This is a genomic window from Terriglobus sp., assembly GCF_965201105.1.
Taxonomy (GTDB): domain Bacteria; phylum Acidobacteriota; class Terriglobia; order Terriglobales; family Acidobacteriaceae; genus Terriglobus.
Window position 1 is genome coordinate 554,723 of record NZ_OZ241741.1, and the last position, 21,593, is coordinate 576,315.

Here is a 21,593-nt window from a genome sequence, read left to right on the forward strand (position 1 = left end):
ACGCAGCAAATCGCGCACTCGCAGGAGAACAAGCACAGTGCAACAGCAGCAGGCAGAGATCGGCATTATCGGCGGCAGCGGGCTTTACACCATGCCCGGCCTCACGGACACCACCGAGATCACGGTAGATACACCCTTCGGCGCGCCGTCGGAGTCCATCGTGCTCGGCACGCTTGAGGGTCGCAAGGTGGCCTTCTTGGCACGCCACGGCCGCGGCCACCGCATCCTGCCATCCGAGCTGAACTTCCGCGCCAACATCTACGCCATGAAGAAACTCGGCGTGGAGTTCATACTTTCTATCAGCGCCGTCGGCTCGCTCAAGGCCGAGCACAAGCCTACCGACTTCGTCATCCCCGACCAGTTCATCGATCGCACGTTTGCGCGCAATGCGACCTTCTTTGGCGACGGCATCGTCGGCCACGTCGCATTTGGTGATCCGGTGTGCGCCGTCGCGGCAAAGGCGTTCAAGCAGGGCTGCGATGACGCTGGTGTCGTCGGCAAGCTTGGCGGCACCTACGTGAACATGGAAGGCCCGCAGTTTTCCACCCGCGCCGAGTCGAACCTGTACCGCTCGTGGGGTGCCGACGTGATCGGCATGACCAATCTGCAGGAAGCCAAGCTTGCCCGCGAAGCCGAGATCAGCTACGCCACCCTCGCCATGGTCACCGACTACGACTGCTGGTACGAAGGCCACGAAGACGTCACCGTCGACCAGGTCATCAAGGTCATTCACGAAAACACGGCGAATGCGCAGAAGGTTCTTGCCGGAGCCATCCGCGCCCTGCCGGACTCCAACAAAGACACTCCAGTCGCCTCTGCACTCAAGTTCGCCATCATGACCGACAAGAAGCTCATCCCCGTCGTAACGCGCGAGAAGCTGGCGATCTTCTTGGACAAGTACGAGCAGTAGATCGTCGCTCTCGTAATTCGTTTCTCCCGCTGTCTCGTACAGGAGTTACTATGCCTAGAGCCTTCCGCGAGCTGGATGTCTGGCATGTGGCGATGGAACTCGCCACTGAAATCTATAAAGTGTCGGAAGCCTTTCCGAAGCATGAGCTGTACGGTTTGACCTCACAAATTCGCCGGTGTGCTGTGTCTGTTCCAAGCAACATAGCCGAGGGGTCACAGCGAGCGACGAGCAGGGACTATGCGAACTTCATCACAATTGCGAAAGGCTCCACTGCGGAGCTTGAAACGCAACTTATTCTCGCTCTTAGACTGGGCTATCTGAATGAGAGCACCTTCCAGCACGTCGAAGGCTTATCGTTCCGCGTTGCGCGCATGTTGAGCAAACTATCATCTGTCCTAAGAACTGCTTCTCGCGAAGAACGAGAGAAACGAATCACGAGAGCAACGAGGTGAAATGTCCATTCTTGTCGTCGGTTCTGTTGCGTTCGATACGCTCACCACTCCCACAGGTCATCGCGATAAGGTGCTTGGCGGAGCAGCAACGCATTTTTCGCTCGCTGCGAGCTTCTTCACGCCTGTTCGCGTCGTCGGCGTTGTCGGCAACGACTTCACCACCGAGCACGAAGATGTCATGCGCACGAAAAGCATCGACACCTCTGGCATCGAGCACGCCGATGGCCTCTCGTTTCACTGGACCGGTTCCTATGAAGGCGCAATGAGCGAAGCGAGAACGCTCGGCACGGACCTGAACGTTTTCGGCACCTTTGCGCCCAAGATCCCCGCAAGCTACGCGGACTCCGACTACCTGTTTCTCGCGAACATCGATCCCGTGCTGCAGCTCCAGGTCCGCCAACAGATGCCGAATGTGAAGCTGGTCGCCGGCGACACCATGAACTACTGGATCAACGACCACCGCGACAACCTGCTCAAGGTTCTGCGCGAACTCGACATCCTGATCATCAACGACACGGAGGCGCGCCTGCTCTCTGGCGAACACAACCTGGTCACCGCCGCGAAGAAGGTGATGGAACTCGGCCCCAAATCGCTCGTGATTAAGCACGGCGAGTACGGGGCGACAGCCTTCTTCAGCGACCGCTCCTTTACCGACGAGCAGGGAACACCCTCGCCCTTCCGCGCCCCCGCGCTGCCCATTGAAACAGTCGTCGACCCTACCGGCGCGGGCGACAGCTTCGCCGGTGGATTCTACGGCTACATCGCCTCGCAGCCCAGCCTCACGCCTGCCGTGCTGCGCAAAGCACTCTTCTACGGCGGCGTTATGGGTTCGTTTGCGGTCGAGGCCTTTGGCACCGAGCGCCTCCAGCGCACCACGCGCGAAGAGATCGAAGAGCGCTTCCGTCTGTTCGTCGAGATCTCGCACCTCGACAGCGAACTGAAACCTGAAGCGAGGTGAATCTCCGCTCTTTTTCGAAGCTGCTCGCCGCAGCCGCTCTTCTGTGCGCGGCCGCAACGCCCCGCGCGCAAAAACTCCAGCTCGCCATCACCGTTGATGATCTGCCCGCACACAGCGAACTGCCTCCCGGCACCACCCGCCAACAGGTCGCGCAAACCTTTCTCGACACGTTTCACCGCGAGCACATGCCGCCCATCTACGGCTTCGTCAACGGCATCCGCACGGAGCAGGCGCCCGCAACCATGCAGGTGCTGCAAGCGTGGCATAACGCAGGCGAGCCGCTCGGCAATCACACCTGGGCGCACACCGACCTGAACGACCAGACCGCCGAGCAGTTTCTGGCGGACGTCGACCGCAACCAGATGCTGCTTAACCAAATCGACCCGCACGGCCAAAAACAGAAGTGGCTGCGCTACCCATTCCTGCACGAAGGCGATACGGTCGAGAAGCGCCGGGCCGTCCGCGCCGGCCTTTTCGCGCGTGGCTACCGCATCGCCGAAGTATCGATGGATTTTGAGGATTATCTCTGGAACGAACCCTACGCGCGCTGCTCCGCGAAGAACGACCCCGAGGCCTTGCGATACCTGCACGATTCCTACCTTGAAACCGCGGACCGCTACATCACCGTCTCTCGCGGTCTTTCGCAGCAAGCCTTTCATCGCGACATCCCGTATGTCCTGCTCATGCACATCGGCGCGTTCGACGCGAAGATGCTGCCTGAGCTGATCGCGCTGTATCGCCAGCGCGGCTTCACTTTCACGACCATGCCAAAAGCGCTCAGGGACAAGGCCTACAAGCTCGACCCCGATAACGGCGACATTGACGGTGGCTCCTTCACCGAGCTCCTTCTGGAGGCGCGGCAGGAGACGGTCGCGCCCGACACCAAGCCCTATGAAACGCTTGACAAGCTCTGCCGGTAGCGCCAGCCAGGCAGCGCATCCATCGCGCAGGCGAATGGTATAAGGAGCACATGCTGTCGCGAAAAGCCGACACTGCGCTCAGGGCCGTCCTGCTCGCGGGCACAGTGGTGATCGTTGCGCTCTGTCTTTGGTACAACCACGCCTGGTTCTATGACGATACCGACATCACGCTGCGCTACGCGAAGCACGTGGCTCAGGGCTTCGGCCCTCGCTGGAACTTAGCAGGCGCACCGGTTGAAGGCTTCACCAGCCCGCTGCACGTCTTCGCGGTCGCGGCGCTGCTCGCGCTGCACGTCAAAGACTTGTGGGCCGTGCGTCTCATCAGCTTTGCAAGTCACGCGGCGCTGCTCGTTTTCCTGTGGCGCTGGATGCGTCCGCGCTTCGGCGCTCTCGCGGCAGTCCTCACCACGTGCGCCGTTGCCGTGTCTTTCCCGCTGCTTGTGTGGGATCTTGGCGGACTGGAAGCCGTGCCCTTTGCCGCGCTGTGCACTGCGGGCACTCTGATCTCGTTCGAGTACCTTGAGAGTTCCAGGCGCCGCGACCTGCTGCGTGGCGGGGTTCTGCTGGGCATCGCCGCGTTCACGCGCATGGACGGCGCCATCGCCGCCGCAGCCGCGTTGCTTGCCGTGCTGCTGCTGGTAAAAACACCGGTCCGCAAGCGAATTATCGACATCGCCCTTGCAGGCGCCATCGTCGTTACCTTTCTCATCCCGTGGCAAATCTTCCGCGAGATCTACTTTCACGCGCCGCTGCCCAACACGTATTACGCCAAAATCTACGGCGTCGCGCTCGGCTGGCGCATCCGCAACGGCCTGCTTTATTGGAAGATCTATCTCAAGCTCGCGCCTTACCCGGTGGAGCTGCTCTGTCTCGTTGCCGCCGCCCAGCTTCTGCGCAAACGCGTGTCACGGTTATCGCTGGCGCTCTGGCTTTGGCTCGCCATCATGGCCGCCTACATCGTCACCGCTGGCGGCGACCACATGTTCGCGGCGCGCTTTATGGTCACACTGGTGCCGCTCGTCGCTGTTGCCACTGTCACTGGCCTGCTACAGCTTGACGCGCTTAGCACACCCGCACTTGCCTCCGCAGTGACCAGCCTTTTCCTGCTCACCTCAGCACTCCAGTTCCGTAACGAGATCCTCAACCCGCGCTACGAAAGCGCCTCCAGCCTTGCGGGGACGATTGTCGGCAACTCGGTGCGTCCTCTCATTCCCGCAGGCTCGCTCGTCGGCCTGAACGTCGCTGGCGCCATGCCGTACGTCGATGATGATGTGAACTACATCGACATGCTCGGCCTGAACGATTACGGGATCGCACGCCGCAACCCGGTGCCAATCGATCCGGCCAAACACCCCGTGATCGTTGGCCACTTGAAAGGCGATGGCTTGAGTGTGTTGCGCCGCCACCCTGATGTGCTTCTGCTCGGGCCGCCCAACGGTGAGCCCGCCGCGGGCATGCTGACCCTGGGGGATTCAGAGATTGCCGCAGCCCCGGAGTTCGCCCGCGATTACCACCTGTGTACCGCGACGGTGATCGCAACTCCGGATGAGCAGCGCAAACTCTCGCTGATCGGTCTCACGGCAAACGTGCCGATCTTCTACTACGTCCGGCGCGGCAGCCGCGTGATCTGCCAGCACGAGCAGCGTTAGCTTATGCGGCAGAGGATGTACCTAAGCCATCGGGGCGATGGTGCCGCGCAACGGAGCAAACCACACGTCTTCGCCGCTCTGGACGGATTGCGTGGCGTTGCCGCGCTGGCGGTCATTCTTTTCCATTTGCCCGGAATGCTTGGGCCGGTCCGCCTTCCTCATGGCTATCTCGCGGTCGACTTCTTTTTTATGCTCAGCGGCTTTGTGCTTGCCTATGCGTATGGCGAACGGCTCGATCGTGGCTGGCCCACGCGCAGCTTTCTGCTGGTCCGCTGGGTACGCCTTTACCCGTTGTATGCGCTTAGCATGTGCTTCGGCTTCGCTACGGCTTTCTTGCCGGTCGGGTTTGAGGCAGGCGTCGGATCCCTGCGCAGAATGCTGGTTCGCCTGGTGCTCGGTCTGCTGTTTCTGCCTTCGTTCGCCTCCGACATGTGGCTGTTTCCTTTGAATTTTCCAAGCTGGTCCATCCTGCTGGAGGGCGCGGGAAACGTCGGCCATGCACTCCTGCTGCGGCGTCGCCGAAGCCTCACGCTTCTGCTGGTCGCCATTGCCGCGGCCCTGGCAGTTGCATGGAGTGCCGGTCGCGTTGGCCACATGAATTTCGGCGCGATCCGCCCTGTCGCCTCCCTGGCCGTCTTCCGGCTGATCTTCGGATACGTCACCGGCATGTTGCTGTACCGCTTCTGGACGAAGCGGCAACACGGGTCGCGCGCCCTCGGCAGCGCAAGCGCAGTTCTGCTGTGCGGCGTCTTCGCATTGCCCGCCTCCCTGCCGCATGTTGTGCTGGTGGATTTGGTTTGCGCGCTGGCGATCTTTCCGCCGCTGGTGCTCGCCGCGGCGTGGTCCACGCCCGGTCCACGCGGCACGGCCGTCTGCAAGTTCCTTGGACAGATTTCTTATCCCGTATACCTCCTGCACATCCCCACATTCTTCCTGTTCGCCGCGATTTGGCCGCACAGTGGCAGCAAGCACGCAAACCCAACGTTCGCTATGGGCACGGTCTACCTGCCTACGCTCCTGCTTCTGTCCTACCTCGCAACCCGCTTCTTCGACGCGCCAATCCGGGCATGGCTCACGCACAGATTGCAGCGCCATTTAGTCTGAACATTGCATGGCGAAGTCACGCACCCACACCGCGCCCCGCCGCAGTCAGGCGCCACTGCGGCGGCCTTTGCGTGAACCGCGCAGGCTTGCCCCAGAGCTGCTGAATCGCGACCCCAACGGGATCTACCCCGTGCACCGCACCGAGCTGATGCCCATCGCCATGGCATCGCTCATCCTTGCGACGCTTGCGTTCCTGGTCTGCGCAAAAAATGGCTGGCTGATGCTCTACGGTGACGCCGTTGCGCACCTCGGCATTGCGCGCCGCATCCTTGACGCGCGCTATCCCGGTCTGGCACAGCTCGGCGGCGTGTGGCTGCCGCTGCCTCACCTGCTCATGCTGCCCTTCGTGGGCCGCATGGACTGGTGGCAGTCCGGCATCGCCGGCGCTTTTCCAAGCGCGGTGGCCTACATCGCTGGCAACCTGGGCTTGTACCGCCTCGCCCGCCGCCTGATGCCGCCCAACTGGGCCTTCGCCGCCACGGCATTTGTCGCGCTGAATCCGAACCTGCTTTACCTGTCCACGACCGCCATGACGGAGCCGCTTTTCCTCGCGCTCTTCGTCTGGTCCACGGTCATCACGATGGAAGCAGCGGACGCCCTGCGTACCGCGAAACTGCACACCGCCAGCGCGCGCATGATCGTCAGCAGCGTGCTCACCCTGGCCATGGTGCTCACGCGGTACGACGGCTGGATCATCGGCGCCGCGGCGTGGATCGTGCTCGCGACTGCATGGTTCCGCAGCGCACCGGAAACTCGTAAACAGACCACATCCGCCTTCGTCATCGCGACCGCCATCACCGTCGCCGGCCCGATCCTCTGGTTCCTTTACAACGCAAAGTATCAGGGCGACTGGCTCGACTTTCTCCGCGGTCCCTACTCCGCGGGAGCCATTGAAAAGAAGACCTCGCCGCCAAGCGCGGGCCGTTACCACGGCTGGCACAACCCGCTCTACGCCTTCCTGTACTTCACCCGTGCCGCGCAGCTCGACGCCGCATTCTGGGAGTCCGGATTCGTGCTCTTCGCCGGCTCGCTCGCCGGCGCCTGGCTGCTCGCAAAGCAGACCACCAACCGGATCGCGCTTCTACTCTGGGTTCCGCTGCCGTTTTACATGTACTCCATCGCGTGGAGCTCGGTACCCATCTTCATCCCGCAGCTGTATCCCAATGCCTGGTACAACTCGCGCTATGGCATGGAGCTGCTGCCGGCCTTCGCTATCTTCGGCACCTTTGCCGTGTGGAGACTGGCGCAATGGCTACGAAGCAACAGGGAACATGGAGCAGGGAACACTCCTACGCGCCTTCGCATTGCCGAGGCACTCTATCCCGCCTCGCTCATCGTCATCATCCTGAACACCTTCATCATGTTCGGTACGGTCGGCACGTTCATTCAGGCCGTGTTTCACAAAACACCGTGGACATGGGTTGGCCGCCCACCGCTCGTCTTTGATGAAGGCGTGGTGAACTCGCGCACCCGCATCCCGTTTGAGAAATCGCTGGCCGCTGAGATGAACCGCGCACCGGCGGACGCGACGATCATGTTTGACACCACGGACCACATCGGTGCCGTGCAGGATGCTGGCATCCCGCTCAAGCGCCTCGTTTCGCCACTCGACTCGCAAAGCTTCGACGCCGCGAAAGCCGCGCCGGCGCAGCACGCAAACATCGTCATTGCCCTCGACAAGGATCCGGTCGCCGCCGCGGTCGCAGCGCATCCGCAGGGCCTGTCGGAAATCGAGATTCTCTGTCACACCGGCCAACCCTGCGCGCGCATCTATCGCTCTGATGCGTTTCAAAGTAACGCGCGAGGCAACACACCGTGATCCCCTTTGTAAAAGCCCATGCTTGCGGTAATGACTTTCTGATTCTTGAGGAAAGCGAAGCGGGAGGCCGCCACGCCGAACTTGCCCGCCAGCTCTGCTCGCGTCACTACAGCATCGGTGCCGACGGTATCGAGTTCCTCGATCGCCGCCCCGACGGCAGCTTCTTCCTGCGTCTCTTCAACGCCGACGGCTCCGAGGCCGAACTCAGCGGCAACGGAACGCGCTGCGTCGCCGCATGGCTCGCCTACTCCGAAGGCCTGAAAGCAACACACATCGAAACGCATGGCGGCATACGAACGTGCAACGTGGTGGAGTGCAGTGACGCCGACTTCAGCATTGAAACCGGCATGGGCGTTCCCACCATCGAGGAGCGCACGGTCGATATCGACAGCATCGGCCCGGTTCAGGGCGCGGTCGTCAACGTCGGCAACCCGCACTTCGTCCTTTTCACGGTCGATCAGGACTTCCGCACCTACGGCCACACCTGGGAAGCGCTCGGCGCTTATCTTTGCACGCACCCCACCTTTCCCAACCAGACCAACGTTGAATTTGTTCGCATCGTCAGCCCCACGGAGATCCACTTCCGCATCTACGAGCGCGGTGTCGGCCCCACGCACTCTTCCGGTACGGGAACATGCGCCTCGGCCACCGCAGCCATTGCGTTGCGCAACTGCGCACGCACCCTGACCGCCACCAGCATCGGCGGCCCGCAACGAATTGAGTGGCCAGCAAACGATCAGCCCATGCGGCTGACCGGCCCGGCTCGCATTGTCTGCACGGGCGAGGCAACGGCGAGCGCAGACGCAAGCAGCGCCGCATGATCAAACCGGCCTCACTCAAGCCCGGCGCACGTATCGCCATCATCTCGCCCGCGGGCGCACCCAAGCCGCACCTTGTGCAGAGTGGCCGCGAACGACTCGCCACCCTCGGCTACGAACCCGTTCTTTTTCCATCTGCGCTCGCGCAAGGCCCGCTGTACTTCGCCGGTGACATCGCCGCCCGCACCGCCGACCTGCACGCCGCCTTCGCCGATCCCACCATCGGCGCCGTTCTCTGCACTCGTGGCGGCTGGGGCACCGCCGAGCTTCTGCCCCACCTCAATGCCGACCTGATCCGCGCCAACCCAAAGCCGTTCCTGGGCTTCAGCGACCCCACCACACTGCACCTGTGGTTTGCCCAAACCTGCGGCCTGGTGACCTTCTACGCGCCCATGCTCTCGCCCGACTTCGCCCGCGGCGACTCGCTCGAAAACGGCGTTCACCTCCGCAGCTTCCGCAACGCCCTCACCCAAACCGATCCGTGGTCGCTCGGCCCCGCCGAAGGTCTGCGCCTGCTGCGCGCCGGCAAGCACACGCAAACCATACGCGGCACACTCTTCGGCGGGTGCCTCGCCCTGCTCAACGACTCACTCGGCACGCCGTGGGCACTCCGCGCCCCCGAGGGCGACAGCATCCTCTTCGTTGAGGAGGTCGGCACTCATCCCTACCAGTGGGACCGCATGCTCCTGCACCTGCGTTACGCCGGCTTCCTCGACCACGTGCGGGGCATTGTTTTTGGCGACATGGCCCAGTGCCTCACCGCCAGCGATCCCGAGCACCGCACTCGCGAAAATGCCCTGCTGGAAGCCGCGCTGTTGCACAACCTGCGCGACTTCGCCGGACCTATCGCTATCGGCCTGCAAAGCGGCCACGTTGACACGCCCAACGTCACCCTCCCGCTGCACATCCAGGCCGAGTTGGACCTCGCAGTGGAACCAACGCTGCGTATTCTCGAAGCTGCCGTGTGCTGACAAACCTTCTAAACTACCCAGATGCCGTACACCGAAGTTCGCCGCCGCCACATTCACCTGATCGGCATCTGCGGCACCGCCATGGCCTCGCTCGCGGGCATGCTCCAGGCGCAGGGCCACCACATTACCGGCTCCGATGCCGGTGCCTATCCGCCCATGAGCGACCAGCTCGCTGCGATGGACATCCCGCTGCTGCAGCCCTTCGATGAGGCTCACCTGAATCCCGCGCCCGACCTCGTCGTGGTCGGCAACGCCATTTCCCGCGGCAACCCTGAGCTCGAGTACGTCCTCGACCAGCGCATCCCGTTCTGCAGCATGGCCGCCATGATCCACGACGAGTTCCTGCGCGCCCGTGAGCCTCTAGTCGTCAGCGGCACTCACGGCAAGACCACCACGACCAGCATGCTCGCGTGGATTTACGAAGTCGCAGCCCGCATCGACCCGCGCTTCGCCCCCAGCTTCCTCGTCGGCGGCGTTGCGGAGAACTTCGGCACTAGTTACCGCGTGAACCCGGACACACGCCCCTTCATCCTGGAAGGCGACGAGTACGATACCGCCTTTTTCGACAAAGGACCCAAGTTCCTGCACTACTTCCCCGACGCGCTCATCCTCACGCACGTGGAGTTCGACCACGCCGACATCTACGCCGACCTCGCTCAGGTCAAGACCGCCTTCAAGCGCCTCGTCAACCTTCTTCCACGCCGCGGCCGCATTGTGGCTTTTGATCGCAGCGCCAACGTTACCGAGTGCGTCGCCCGCGCCTTCTGCCCGGTCGAGCGCTACGGCTTCGAGCCCAGTTCCCACTGGCAGATCGTCAACTTCCAGCCCGGCGCGACCAGCCGCTGGACGCTCCTCCAGCAGGGCCAGCACCTCGCCGACCTCGAACTGCCCATGGCGGGCGAGCACAATGCCCTGAACGCCACCGCCGCCGCCGCGCTCGCCGCCGGGCAGGGAATTAACCCCGCCAGCATCGAAGAGGCGCTGCGCACCTTCCGCAGCGTCAAGCGCCGGCTCGAAATCCGCTCCGAAGCCCACGGCATCATCGTCATTGACGACTTCGCGCACCACCCCACCGCCATCCGCGAAACCCTGCGCGCCTTGCGCGGCGCCTACCCGGGCCGCCGCATTGTCGCGGTCGTCGAACCACGTTCCGCAACCCTGCGCCGCAACGTCTTCGAGCAGGACCTGGTCGACTCCCTTTCCGCCGCGAACGAGGTCGTGCTCGCCGCTGTTTTCAAACAGGAATCCATCCCCGCCGAGGAGCGCCTCGAACCCCAGCGCGTCGTCGCCGCCCTGAACCAGCTCGGCACACCCGCGCAACTCCTGCCCGACGCCGACGCGATCAGCGCCGCACTGGCCCCCACGCTGCAACAGGGCGACGTCGTCGCCATCCTCAGCAACGGCGGCTTCGGCAACATCTACATCAAGCTCCCAGCCGCCATCGCACGTTTGCGATCTAAGAGCTAACGTGCTCTATCAGCCCGCTGCTTATCCAAACGATACATAAGCGTGATGGCACCGAATGCAAGCAGATTCGGCATTGTCTTAGCCAGAGAGCCCATGAATCCGACTGGGAGTGCGCCTCCCCAAGCAAATGCCGCAACCCAAATCAGGGTGGAGGAGTAAGCGAGGGCCAGGCCGAGCTTGCGTTGGTGGGTCAGCAGAGATACAACTGACGCGATAAGGGCGAAACAGCAGAGATTCAATACAAGCAGGGCAAGTGGAATCCTGGAAGCCATGAAGAGGCCCGCCACGGTGAGCCAGAGTATCTCGGCTACGGCAACGATTACAACTAGAACTGCCAAGAGCCATCTCATCCCGTATGCCTGCTCACTGAGGTGTCGTGGAACAATATAGCTGACCCGATCGCATGAGCCTTTTCTCCACCGCCAAGGTCGTCACCGTTTTCACCGCGCTCGGTCTTCCCGCCGGCCTCATCGGCATGCCGCTCACGCTTGCAACGCGCGACATTGGTTGGATGTACCGCGCCGGCCAGCGCATCGCCAATCTTGGCCTTCGCGCTGCCGGCATCACTTTTGATGTGGAGGGCCGCGACAACATCCCCGCCGATCGCCCCTGCATTTACATGAGCAACCACGTCAGCAATCTGGACCCGCCGGCGCTCATCCCCATGATGCCCGGTACGCCCGCCGTCATGGTCAAGAAATCACTCATGCGCATTCCGCTGCTCGGCCCCGCCATGCGCATGGGCAAGTATGTCCCGGTCGAGCGCGACGGCGACCGCCGCTCTGCCGTGCAGGCAGCCAGGGCCGCCGCAGAGGCCATCCAGTCTGGCCTTTCCCTTCTCGTCTTCATCGAGGGCACGCGGTCCCGAACCGGCCGGCTTCTTCCTTTCAAGCGCGGCCCGTTTCACATCGCGCAGTCCACCGGCGCACCCATCGTTCCTGTCGCCATCTGGGGAACCGAACGCATGATGCAAAAGGGGAGCGCCGCGATTACGCCCGGGACCGCGCACATCCGATTCCTGCCCGCAATTGCGCCCGCTGACCACCCGAATCGGAACGATCTCCTGCATGCGGTGCGCCAGAGCATCCTCGGCGTTCTGCCCGAATACATGCATCCGCTGGCGGAGGAAAACGAGACTGCAGCCAGGTCTTAGAGGTACGACCCCCGAAAGCAAAAGCCCGCCGAAGCGGGCCTCTCTCGTTACAAACGAAAAGTTTACTTTAGGATCGCGTTGTATCCATCGCCCAGCAGCTTCTGCCGCATCACTTCCGCATCCTTCTTGCTCGCGAACGGCCCCACCTGCACATGGATCAGTTTGTCCGCATCGCCCGCACGGGTGAACACGCTGTAGCCACGGCGCTTCAGCGCACTCAGCAGCACATCCGCGTCTTCCTTGTGACTCACCGCTGCGATCTGAACATAGGTCGTGCCGCTGGCCGCCACTGGAATGCCGGCGTTCATCGTCTGCACCGGGGCACCGGTGGTTGTAGGCACCGGGTTTGCTGTGGCCAGAGTGGCGGAATGCGTCACCGTCGGCTTCGGTGTTTCCACGATCTGCGAATCCGGATCAACGGTAGGCTTCTTCGGCTTCATCCCAGCCGTGTTGTCGAGCGGCAGCGTCACGGAGGTTGCATTGCTTGCTGGTGCAGTCCGGGTCGTCTGCGTGGCCGGGTTCCGGTTCGCGGTGTCGGCCTGCTTTTGCGACAGGTATCCCGGGATTGCCTGGATCGCCGGCGACCCGGCGGAAGGCTTGTTGCTCGCCGCCGCATCCGCCGTACTTGCTTCGGTGGTGTCGCTGCCAGTGGACGTGTCCGCCACCGGAGCCGCCGCCGTTGCGGATTTGCGGCCCATGCTGTATCCGAACCCGAAAAATACCGCGCACACGAGTGCCAGACCAAAGAACAGGGCCAGCACCGTTCCCGTGCTCAGCGTGAACTCACGGTCTTGCGGAGCCATGTCGTCGCGCAGGTCTTCGCGCGCGCTCGCCCTTGCGTCCGACCGCAAATCCGCTCGCGGCTCCGGCCTTCGGGGCCGCTGCGGCAGCGTCACATCGTCCAGGTCGTCAGTCGAGCGGTTCATCGTTTGGTTTGGCTCAGTCGCCGCGAAACATCTGCTTTGGGTTAGAAGTGCACGTATAAGCCGAGAAACGGCTCGGATGAGATTGCCCGCTGCTTAATCAAAAGGTAGTTCTGACCGAAGTCGGGCGCCAGGTAAAACACCTGCCGGAACCCAACCCGTAACCCAAAGGTGTCGTTCACGATCGGCTTGTCGCCACCGAGCGTGTAGTAGTAAGCCGCGCGTGCCTGCACAGGAAGACCGCTGCCGCTGTTGCGGGAGGGCTTGAACTCGACCGTGCCCGCACCCGCGCCAACGAATGGCTTCAGGCCGAGCAGCGGGTGATCCGGGTGCGCCACGTAGCCCAGCGTGAACTCATTCGCCGTGTTCTGTGTGAAAAAGTTCAACGCGGGGTCGGTGAAATCGAACGTGTACGAGTACCTTGCCCAGCGATAGTTGAATTCGCCGCCGACCCACGGCGAACGTTGTCCCCGGATCGTACCCATCACACCCGCCACGGCGCGAAACTGCTTCTGCGACAGGTTTTGAGCGGTGGGCGAGATATTGTTCTGCACCCGCCCGCTTACGCTCGTCTCAAAATCGCCCACACCCGATACGGCCAGGTCGAAATGACTGGCGAGACGATTGAGCCGGGTTTGCGGCGCGTTCCCGGCATCTGCCTGCGCCTTCGCGCTGGAACCGCCACCCATCACACAGCAGACCGCGCCGAGCAGCACGGGCAATAAACGAAAACGAAGCACAGAAAAGGCCAACAGCAAAAATCCTCGCACTTTGAAGTCTACTTGAGTGACTCTGCGCAGGCGCACCCGTCAACGGCCACAGCCGGAAAATCAAGAGACTTCGAATAGGGTCGATCCTTTTGGCGGTCCCATCGCTTCACTGCTCCCAACCGCAAGAGGCGAAACGCCGAGGGGCGCGCTTACACGGCCTATACCGCTTCCGCCTCCTGCAAGTGCTGCGCCATCGGCGCCACCTCCAGGGTCACTCCATCTGTGCTCTGCACCTTTACGCACTCGCCCGCGGGCAGGTACGCGTTGCCTTCGCTCAGCCGGGCGCGCCACAACTCACCACGCACCAGCACCTCGCCGTTCGGTTCCAGCGGCGTCTGAGCCACCGCCAGCCAACCCAGCATGGCGTCGGCGCCGGTTCGCACCTTGGACCTGCGCGCGCGCACGCCCAACAAGACCAGGCCGGCAGTAATGCTTCCAAACCCGAGTCCCGCGCCCAAGCTGGTGCTCCAGTCCACCTCAAGCTCCGGCAGCGGGCCGCGCACCAGCAGCCGTAAACCGAACGTTAGCGCCAGCACCGCCACCACGCCGTAGGTGCTGCCGCGGGCAAACTGGGTTTCCGCGAACAACATGGCTGCGGAAACCAGCAAAAGCAGCACGCCCTGCCACCGCAACTGCATCTGCAACAGGGCGTAGAGGCTCAACAACACTAGCAGCACGCCCGCCGCCCCAGGCACGATCGTCCCCGGCGTATTGATCTCCAGCAGGATCAGCAGGGCGCCCAGCGTCAGCAACAGCACGGTCAGATCGGGGTTCATCAGCGCCCGCATCATGTGCTGCCGGGGCGTTAGCGGCAGCGCCACCACCTTTGCGGCACCCAGCGCTGCCGCGGCGCTGCTGTTCTCAGGCCGCAATGCCCGCAGCGCGGCGTCATCTCTGGTGGTGATTGCATCAAGCAGGCCTGCCTGCAATGCCAGGTCGGGCTCAATTGCGGAGTTCTCGGCCAGCATGTTTAGTGCGGCTTGCGGGTCGTGTCCGCGACGGCGCATTGCCGCAGCCACGGCCGTCCCCAACGCCTGGATGTCGCCCTCTCGTTGCGCCCGCGCCGCGCGTGAGCCGCGACGCAGTGCCTGCAGCGGGACCAATCGGGTGCCGGGATCCATCACGGTCGCGTTGCCCGCCAGCAGCACCCGCAATCCTTCTCCGGCCACCTTGGTTCCTGCTTCGTGCACAAACACCAGCACTGGCACAGCCGAGGCGCGAATGCTTTGGGCCATGCTCTCGGCGTCCGTTGCTATGCCGCCCGGCGTGCTCAGATCCAACAGAATCGCGGCGGGCCGGCGCGCGTTCGCCTCCGCCAGTTCCGACCGCAGCGTTGCCGCGCTCTCCGGCTGCAGGGTGTCGTGCAGCAGGATCGCAATCACCACCGGTTGCGACTCAGGCCCCCGGCCATCCCCGTGGAGCACGCCCCAACCCGCAAGCGTCAGGCAAAGCAGCACCACGGCTCGGCGCAGAGCGTGCCGTCTGGCAGGCGTCACGGCAGTGCCTGTCCGCGGGACTGCAACGCCTGCCGCATGCCCAGCGCGGCAGCATTGTTCGGCTCCAGGCGCAACGCGTTTGCCGTATCCGACGCGCTGGCCGGCAACTGATTCGACTGCAGGTCCAACCGCGCCAGAACCAGATATGCCGCAACCGTCGGCTTCAGCGAAATGGACTGCTGCGCTTCGGTCCGCGCCTCACCCGCATTGCCGCTGCGCTCGCGCACCAACGCCAACCCCAGGTGCGCCTCGGGCGATCGTGGGTCGGCGGCAATGGCGTGCTGAAACTCGCGCTCCGCCTCCAGCAGCAGGCCGTTGTTCAGGTACTCCTGCCCAGACTGCGCCAGCACAATTGCACGCGCCGCAGGTGGCAGCGCCTCGTCTTTAGCCTCGCGCATCCGGTCCAGTTGAAACGCGGCCTGCCGCACACCGGCTTCGCTATAGGTGCGGCGAATGCGTTCCTGCGGGTCATAACCCGCGGGTGCCTGCGTGGTGCCGGCCAGCACGCCAGCCAGCAGCTTCGCCTCGTTGTCCTGGGGGCGCAGTTTCAGCGCCTGCTCGGCCTGCGCGCGGGCCTGCGGCAGGTTGCCCCGGCGGCGCAGCGACACGGCAACGTTGTAGTGGTAATCCGGATCCTGCGGGTCGGCAGCGGAGGCGCGCTGCAGCAAAGCTGTGCCGTCCTTTTTCTGTCGTGCCTGCGCTACACCCTCGTCGTTCACCACCTCCGGCAGCGGCAGCCGGCTGGCCACAAATCCGAACGCACCCTCCGCCTCGGCGTATTTCGCATAATTGAAGCGCGCCAGCCCGCGATAGAAGTTCGCCTCCAGCGCCGCGGGATCGGTCGCGGGCACCTTGGCCAGTGTTGCCGCAGCCGCGTCGTAATCGCGTGCGGCGTACTGTGCACGGCCCAGCGCCAGCACCGCGGCAATGTAGCCCGGCTGCGCAGCCACCGCGGCCTTCAGCCGCTTGATGCGCTCGTCAGAGTTCTGCGCGCTGATACCGCGAATGTAGTTTTCGTAAGCGTCCAGCCGTATGCCCTGGGATGCGGCCTGAAAGGTGCCAAGCGCCACGGAAAAGTGGGGATCGATCTCGCGCGCGCACTTCCAGGCAACTGAATTTTCCAGGTCCAGCAATCGCGGCAGATCCGTCGTGTCTTTCAGCGGTGCGCTCATGCGCAGTTGGTTTACCTGGATCACCTGTGCCTCGCTTTCAACGCGGCCGTTTGCCACGTTGAAGCGCCCCACCACGACATACTCCGCGTCCAGCGTCTGCGCGATCCGCAGCGTGGTCGCGCGCGAAGGCCGAAAGCCCAGCGGCAGGCCAAGGTGATCCAGCGCATAGTCACGGTCGGCGCGGCTGATCGTCAGGTAACCCACGGAGCTGAGCCGCTGCGCAATCGTTTCGGCGAACGACTCGCCGATCCAGTCAAGGTTGGCCTGCCCACTGCGATTGTCAAACGGCAAGACCAGCAGCACGCGCCCGCCCGTGTCGTCCTGCGCGCGTAGCGTGGGCAAACAGAGCAGCAGCAGGATCAGACACCAACGGAACCACGACGGCAGACGCACCCCGCGATTATAAGAAATACGCCAGCATCCGGTCGTCCATGCGCTGGATCCGGTGATTCAAGGCCGCGGATCCAGGTGCGCGCAGAGTTTGAAAAGCGCACTCCCAGCCGTCGGCTCAGCCCGCTCCGCTCCCTTCGCGCCCTTCCGCTTGCCGCGAAAGTGGGAGTGCTTCTTCTCCGGATTGGGGCTAGTCTGACCGCACCATGGCAGAGCCGGTCATTGACGTTTCCATCACCATCGCGACCTGCTGCCGCGCGGCGATGCTGTGCGACCTCTTGGCGCATCTGCTGCCGCAAGCGGAGGCCGTGCCGTTCCGCACGGAATTCGTCATCGTCGACGATGGATCGACCGACTGCACGCCCGGAATCCTGCTTGCGTTCCAACAATATGCGCGTGTCCCGGTCATAATCGTTCGTGGTGAAGGCACCGGCATTGCCGCGGCGCGCAACCTTGCCGTGGCGCACAGCAACGGCACCTGGCTGGCCTGCTGCGACGACGACCAGATCACCGCTCCAGACTGGCTCTACAGCTTGTATGAAGCAGCGCTGCAAACTTCAGCGGATTTCGCGGGCGGCTCCATGCGCTTGCACCTGCCTGCAACGTTTCAATCGTCTACCGTCCCCGCGCCCGTCGTCTGCTTGGCAAATTCGGCCTCCAGCGCCAACAGGGAAGCTTACCCTCGGGCACGCACCTTGCAACCAATAACGTGCTGATGCGAACGGACGTGGTGCGCCGGCTTGGCGCCTTCAACACCAGCTTCGCCCAGGGTGGCGAGGACACCGAACTGTTCACCCGCGCTCGCGCCGCCGGTCACGCCCTGTGGTTCACGCCGCGCGTCCTCAAGGGCGTTTTTCCACTCAGGTGTACGTTCTAAATCGTTCGGAGTGTCATCCTGAGCGAAGCGAAGGAACTGCTCCTCTCTGAGCAGAACTACGCCTCAAGGAAACCAGCTCGAACATAAAAAGGCCCGGCCAGAGCCGGGACCTCTTTGTAGTTCCCGGCCAGCCTTAGAACTCAAGCCGCATCGAGACCTGCCCCGTCCGATTGCCACTGAAATCCGAACCGCGCCCCTGCGTGATCACGCCGAAGTCCGAGCGAGTCAGGTCCAGTTGCGGGTCTGCAAGGTTGGTGTGGTTCAGCACATTGGTAAACGTGCCCTCCGCGCGTAGGCGAACCCGCTCGGTGATGGCGAAGTTCTTGCTCAGCCCGCTTGAAAGCGACACCGTTCCCGGCCCGATCAGATCGCCCACATGCTCGGTCCCGAAACGCCCGATGGGCGCCGAGCCCACGCCAACAGTGCAATTCCCGGCCTGGATGTCCTGGAAGCTGCCGCCACCTGGACACGCGAATGCAGCCGTATTGAACCACTGGTTCCGGTTGTGCCGGCTGGTGTTCCCGTTCGCGATGCGGTCAGGCCGCGCCGCCGCTCCACCCAGGTAGGCGTTCGCGCCGGTGCCCGAAGGATCGATGGTGCCCGGCGGCAAAACCGCTGTCAGAAACGGACCGCTCTGCATCACGAAGATGTTCGACAACTGCCAGCCTCCTACGGCCAAATCAGCAAAGCGGTTCATACCCCCGCCGAAGTGCTTCCCACGCCCCACCGGCAACTCCGCGATGCCGGTCAGCAGCAGCCGATGACGGCGCGTGCCCGTCACATTGCCGTAGTCCGCGTGAGCGTCGGTGCTGTCGGTCGGGCTGTACCCGCCCTGCTCGTCCACAAACCCGGCGGAGCTGAAGTTCGCGTAGCTGCCCTGGTTGTCGCTCAGGTTCTTCGCAAAGGTATACGTCGCGTCGAACGAAACGCCGTTCTGCATGCGCCGGTGAAACTCGCCCTGCAGCGAGCGGTAGTCCGCGTCGGCTGAGGTGCTGCGGCGCGTGATCTGGTAGAAGTTCGGAAACGGAAGCTCCGCCGTCGTTGCTTCCGCTGATGTGCGCGTGGCCGACCGCGGCAACTGGTTGTACTGCGGCTGCCAGATCAGGTGCGTCGTGTGCAGGCCCACATAGCTGATGCGTGTGCCGATGCCCTTGCCGAAGTCGTGATCGATCGACAAATCCGTTTGCAATGAGTACGGATCGTGCCAGTTCGTATCGATCGCGGCGTAGAAGTAGACGCTGCCCGGCTGTGCCACGAACTGGTTCGAAACGCTCGTGTTCGGAAAGACAAAGGTCGGTTGCACCAGCGTTCCGGTCGCGGCGCCCGCCGTATTGGAACCGCTTGAATAATAATTCGTAAACGTCTGCGAGTTGTTCTGCAACGTCTGCGCGATTGCGTAGAACAGCGCGCCCGTCGTGGTGATGTTGAAGTATCCCACGCCACCGCGAATGGCCGTGCGATCGTTGCCGAACGGCCGGTATGCGAAACCGACACGCGGCTCAAAACGCAGCAGAGGAGCATGCCGCAAACCGAGCGGCAGGCCCGCAGCTCCACTGGACACCAGTGGTGTGCAGCCCACGCCGGGAATGGGATTGGTGGGGTAGGGCTGCCTGATGCCTGGGGTTGCGCAGGCGTTCACGTTTGCCAGTTCCTGCGGGTCCAGCGTACCCTCTGCCCCGGTCGGATACAGCAACCGGCCCGTCTTTGCCACGCTGCCGTCAAAGTTGCCCGCGTAACCGCCCACCGCGGCCAAGGCCGGGTGAAATTCATAGCGCAGGCCGTAGTTGATGTTCAGGTTGGGTGTCGCCTTCCAGCTGTCTTCCGCATAGAACGCGTACGCATTCGCACCGCCGTCGTTGTCGCGGCGGGTGTTGTTCGCCGTGCTCTGGTACGGAACACCGATCAGGAAATCCGCAAACTGATTGCCGGTCGCGGTGTTATTTGGGTCGAAGTTAAAGCTGCCGTAGTTGCCGCCACCCGCCTCGGTATGGGCCAGCAAATGGCGAATGTCCGTTCCGAAGCGAACCGTGTGCGAACCCAGTTGCAGGGTCAGGTTGTCCACGTACTGGAACAGGTGCGAGGCTTCGTCGTAGCCGAGCCGGGAGCCGATCCCGGACGCGCCTCCGACTATGTAGATTGCATCATCACCACCATTGAACTGCAGGTGCGGCAGGCCATTAAAAAAGGGCGTGGCCTGGTTCGCTGTCACGTTCAAACCGGTGCTCTTGGTGAAGCTCTGTCCATCGAATGAATTCTGATTGCCGTCCTGTTCGATGGTGAAACCAAACCGGAACTCGTTCGCGATGCGCGGCGAGATCGCATAGTTCGCGCTCGACGCAAAGATGCGGTAATGCGCAAAGGCGGTGGAGTTGGGCAGCAGGAGATCGGCGGGTTGCACCTGGCCGATGTTCTTGAAGGTGTAGCGGGCAAAGACGCTCAGCTTCTGGCCGAAGGTCTGGTCCCCGCGCACATCGAACTGGTTGGAGCTGATGTCGTCGCGACGCGGACTGATGTAGTTGAAACCGTCTTTCGCAATCGCCGCATTCAGAGACAGATTCGGGTCCACGTTCGGGTCAGGGAAGAGTGCAAGAAACGCAGCGGAGCTTGCATTAACCGGCACCCGGTTTCCGGCGTACGTGCCACCCGTGAATGGGTTCTGCAACGGTGTCGAGGTTTCCTGTGACAGGTCGCCCTGCTTCATGCGCACCGTTGGCACGGCGGCCTGTAGAAAGCTTGACTGCGGAAAGCGCAGACCCTCATACGTGCCGAAGAAGAACGTCTTGTTGCGGCCGTTATACAGGTGCGGAATCACGACCGGACCACCGATCGTCCCGCCGAAGTCATTCGCAACCTTCTTGGGCTTGATGGGCCTCTGGCCCGGCGGCACATAGCCCTGGTAAGGCACCGCGTCAAACGCCGAATTTTGGAAATACCAGAACGCAGAACCGTGCACCGCGTTCGTACCCGATTTCGTCACTGTCGTAATCTCGCCGGGCTGGCCGTACTCCGCGTTGTTATTCACGCCATCCACGCGGATCTCCGCGATCGAATCGGCAGAAGGAAACGCATCGCCCTGAATGTTGTTGGAGGTCTGGTTCTGCGCGGAGATCCCATCGACGGTCGTCTCCGTTTGCGACGGCAGACCGCCCTGCAGGCTGAAGCGCAGCGACGGCGCGGGGTGCGTGCTGGGCGCGGGCGGATAGCTTGACGAATCCGGCTGCACACCGGGCAACGTTTGCACCACGTTCAGTGGGCTCGTCGATCCGGCGCCGCGGTAGTTTGCCGGCAGGTCCAGAACGTCGCGCGGCGTCAGGCTCGCGCTCACCTGTGCGTTCTCCGTGTTGATGGTGCCGGCATCCGTCGCGTTTACCGTTACGGTGTCGTTGGTCGTGCTTACGTTCAGCGTGGGATCGTATCGCAGCTGCTGGCGGGCGATCAGCGTCACGCCCTGAGAGATCGTGTTCGCAAAGCCCGTCGCCGTGACTGTGATGTCGTAGTGGCCCGGCTCCACGTTCAAGGCCGTGTAGTTGCCCTCAGTGTCGGTCGTCACGGTACGGTCGGTGTTCGTCTCCGTCCGATGCAGCCGGATCGTTGCGTTCGGGATGGCCGCGCCGCTGCTGTCGCGAACGCTACCGTTCACGCTGCCCAGGACCGATTGCGCCTGCACGACCGCTCCCGCGCCGAATACCGAGAGCAGAAGCAAATTGCGTGGACGAGACAGGTACGCGACACGGTTCATAGTGG

General features: G+C 63.0%; 18 protein-coding genes. 13 read left to right on the plus strand and 5 right to left on the minus strand.

The annotated features are described in order from the left end of the window. Positions 1 to 37 precede the first annotated feature (37 nt). From mtnP to ACOFKT_RS02490, 11 genes are all read left to right on the plus strand, one after another. A complete protein-coding gene (gene mtnP / locus ACOFKT_RS02440) occupies positions 38 to 910 on the plus strand; it encodes an S-methyl-5'-thioadenosine phosphorylase (RefSeq protein WP_419805848.1) in 873 nt (290 codons plus the stop codon). A gap of 50 nt (positions 911 to 960) precedes the next feature. Next, entirely contained in the window at positions 961 to 1,362 is a 402-nt protein-coding gene (locus tag ACOFKT_RS02445; protein WP_419805849.1) for a four helix bundle protein, read from the plus strand. Between the two features lies 1 nt (position 1,363). Then, complete coding sequence (locus tag ACOFKT_RS02450; RefSeq protein WP_419805850.1) at positions 1,364 to 2,320, plus strand: PfkB family carbohydrate kinase; 957 nt, start codon at positions 1,364 to 1,366, stop codon at positions 2,318 to 2,320. Next, positions 2,317 to 3,240 carry a polysaccharide deacetylase family protein gene (locus ACOFKT_RS02455; RefSeq protein ID WP_419805851.1) on the plus strand — a complete coding sequence of 308 codons (924 nt, stop codon included), beginning with the start codon at positions 2,317 to 2,319 and terminating at the stop codon, positions 3,238 to 3,240. The genes ACOFKT_RS02450 and ACOFKT_RS02455 overlap by 4 nt, the downstream gene beginning before the upstream one ends. A gap of 50 nt (positions 3,241 to 3,290) precedes the next feature. Beyond that, a complete protein-coding gene (locus ACOFKT_RS02460) occupies positions 3,291 to 4,889 on the plus strand; it encodes an ArnT family glycosyltransferase (protein WP_419805852.1) in 1,599 nt (532 codons plus the stop codon). 3 nt (positions 4,890 to 4,892) lie between these two features. Beyond that, positions 4,893 to 5,993: an acyltransferase family protein gene (locus ACOFKT_RS02465; protein WP_419805853.1), complete on the plus strand. Its 1,101-nt coding sequence runs from the start codon at positions 4,893 to 4,895 to the stop codon at positions 5,991 to 5,993. A 7-nt stretch (positions 5,994 to 6,000) separates the two neighbouring features. Then, a complete protein-coding gene (locus ACOFKT_RS02470; protein ID WP_419805854.1) occupies positions 6,001 to 7,812 on the plus strand; it encodes an ArnT family glycosyltransferase in 1,812 nt (603 codons plus the stop codon). Further along, complete coding sequence (dapF, locus tag ACOFKT_RS02475; protein ID WP_419805855.1) at positions 7,809 to 8,633, plus strand: diaminopimelate epimerase; 825 nt, start codon at positions 7,809 to 7,811, stop codon at positions 8,631 to 8,633. The genes ACOFKT_RS02470 and dapF overlap by 4 nt, the downstream gene beginning before the upstream one ends. After that, a complete protein-coding gene (locus ACOFKT_RS02480; protein WP_419805856.1) occupies positions 8,630 to 9,601 on the plus strand; it encodes a S66 peptidase family protein in 972 nt (323 codons plus the stop codon). Before dapF ends, ACOFKT_RS02480 begins: the two co-directional genes overlap by 4 nt. 21 nt (positions 9,602 to 9,622) lie before the next feature. Next, the gene (gene mpl, locus ACOFKT_RS02485; RefSeq protein ID WP_419805857.1) at positions 9,623 to 11,068 is read left to right on the plus strand and encodes a UDP-N-acetylmuramate:L-alanyl-gamma-D-glutamyl-meso-diaminopimelate ligase; all 1,446 of its coding nucleotides are present in this window, start codon (positions 9,623 to 9,625) and stop codon (positions 11,066 to 11,068) included. Between the two features lie 403 nt (positions 11,069 to 11,471). Then, positions 11,472 to 12,221: a lysophospholipid acyltransferase family protein gene (locus ACOFKT_RS02490; RefSeq protein WP_419805858.1), complete on the plus strand. Its 750-nt coding sequence runs from the start codon at positions 11,472 to 11,474 to the stop codon at positions 12,219 to 12,221. Between the two features lie 62 nt (positions 12,222 to 12,283). Here ACOFKT_RS02490 and ACOFKT_RS02495 read toward each other — a convergent pair whose 3' ends face one another. The 4 genes from ACOFKT_RS02495 to ACOFKT_RS02510 form a co-directional block, all read right to left on the minus strand. Further along, complete coding sequence (locus tag ACOFKT_RS02495) at positions 12,284 to 13,147, minus strand: SPOR domain-containing protein (protein WP_419805859.1); 864 nt, start codon at positions 13,145 to 13,147, stop codon at positions 12,284 to 12,286. Positions 13,148 to 13,188: 41 nt separating this feature from the next. Continuing rightward, positions 13,189 to 13,896, minus strand: coding sequence for a hypothetical protein (locus tag ACOFKT_RS02500; protein WP_419805860.1), 708 nt, complete (start codon positions 13,894 to 13,896; stop codon positions 13,189 to 13,191). 176 nt (positions 13,897 to 14,072) lie between these two features. Continuing rightward, a complete protein-coding gene (locus tag ACOFKT_RS02505; protein ID WP_419805861.1) occupies positions 14,073 to 15,410 on the minus strand; it encodes an NfeD family protein in 1,338 nt (445 codons plus the stop codon). Next, complete coding sequence (locus ACOFKT_RS02510; RefSeq protein WP_419805862.1) at positions 15,407 to 16,975, minus strand: tetratricopeptide repeat protein; 1,569 nt, start codon at positions 16,973 to 16,975, stop codon at positions 15,407 to 15,409. The genes ACOFKT_RS02505 and ACOFKT_RS02510 overlap by 4 nt, the downstream gene beginning before the upstream one ends. 203 nt (positions 16,976 to 17,178) lie before the next feature. On the opposite strand from ACOFKT_RS02510, the gene ACOFKT_RS02515 reads away from it, so the two are divergent. Together ACOFKT_RS02515 and ACOFKT_RS02520 are read left to right on the plus strand one after the other, a co-directional pair. Beyond that, complete coding sequence (locus ACOFKT_RS02515; RefSeq protein WP_419805863.1) at positions 17,179 to 17,688, plus strand: glycosyltransferase family 2 protein; 510 nt, start codon at positions 17,179 to 17,181, stop codon at positions 17,686 to 17,688. Beyond that, positions 17,682 to 17,849 carry a glycosyltransferase family 2 protein gene (locus ACOFKT_RS02520; protein WP_419805864.1) on the plus strand — a complete coding sequence of 56 codons (168 nt, stop codon included), beginning with the start codon at positions 17,682 to 17,684 and terminating at the stop codon, positions 17,847 to 17,849. Before ACOFKT_RS02515 ends, ACOFKT_RS02520 begins: the two co-directional genes overlap by 7 nt. Before the next feature lie 133 nt (positions 17,850 to 17,982). Here ACOFKT_RS02520 and ACOFKT_RS02525 read toward each other — a convergent pair whose 3' ends face one another. Then, positions 17,983 to 21,588: a carboxypeptidase regulatory-like domain-containing protein gene (locus ACOFKT_RS02525; RefSeq protein WP_419805865.1), complete on the minus strand. Its 3,606-nt coding sequence runs from the start codon at positions 21,586 to 21,588 to the stop codon at positions 17,983 to 17,985. Positions 21,589 to 21,593 lie beyond the last annotated feature (5 nt).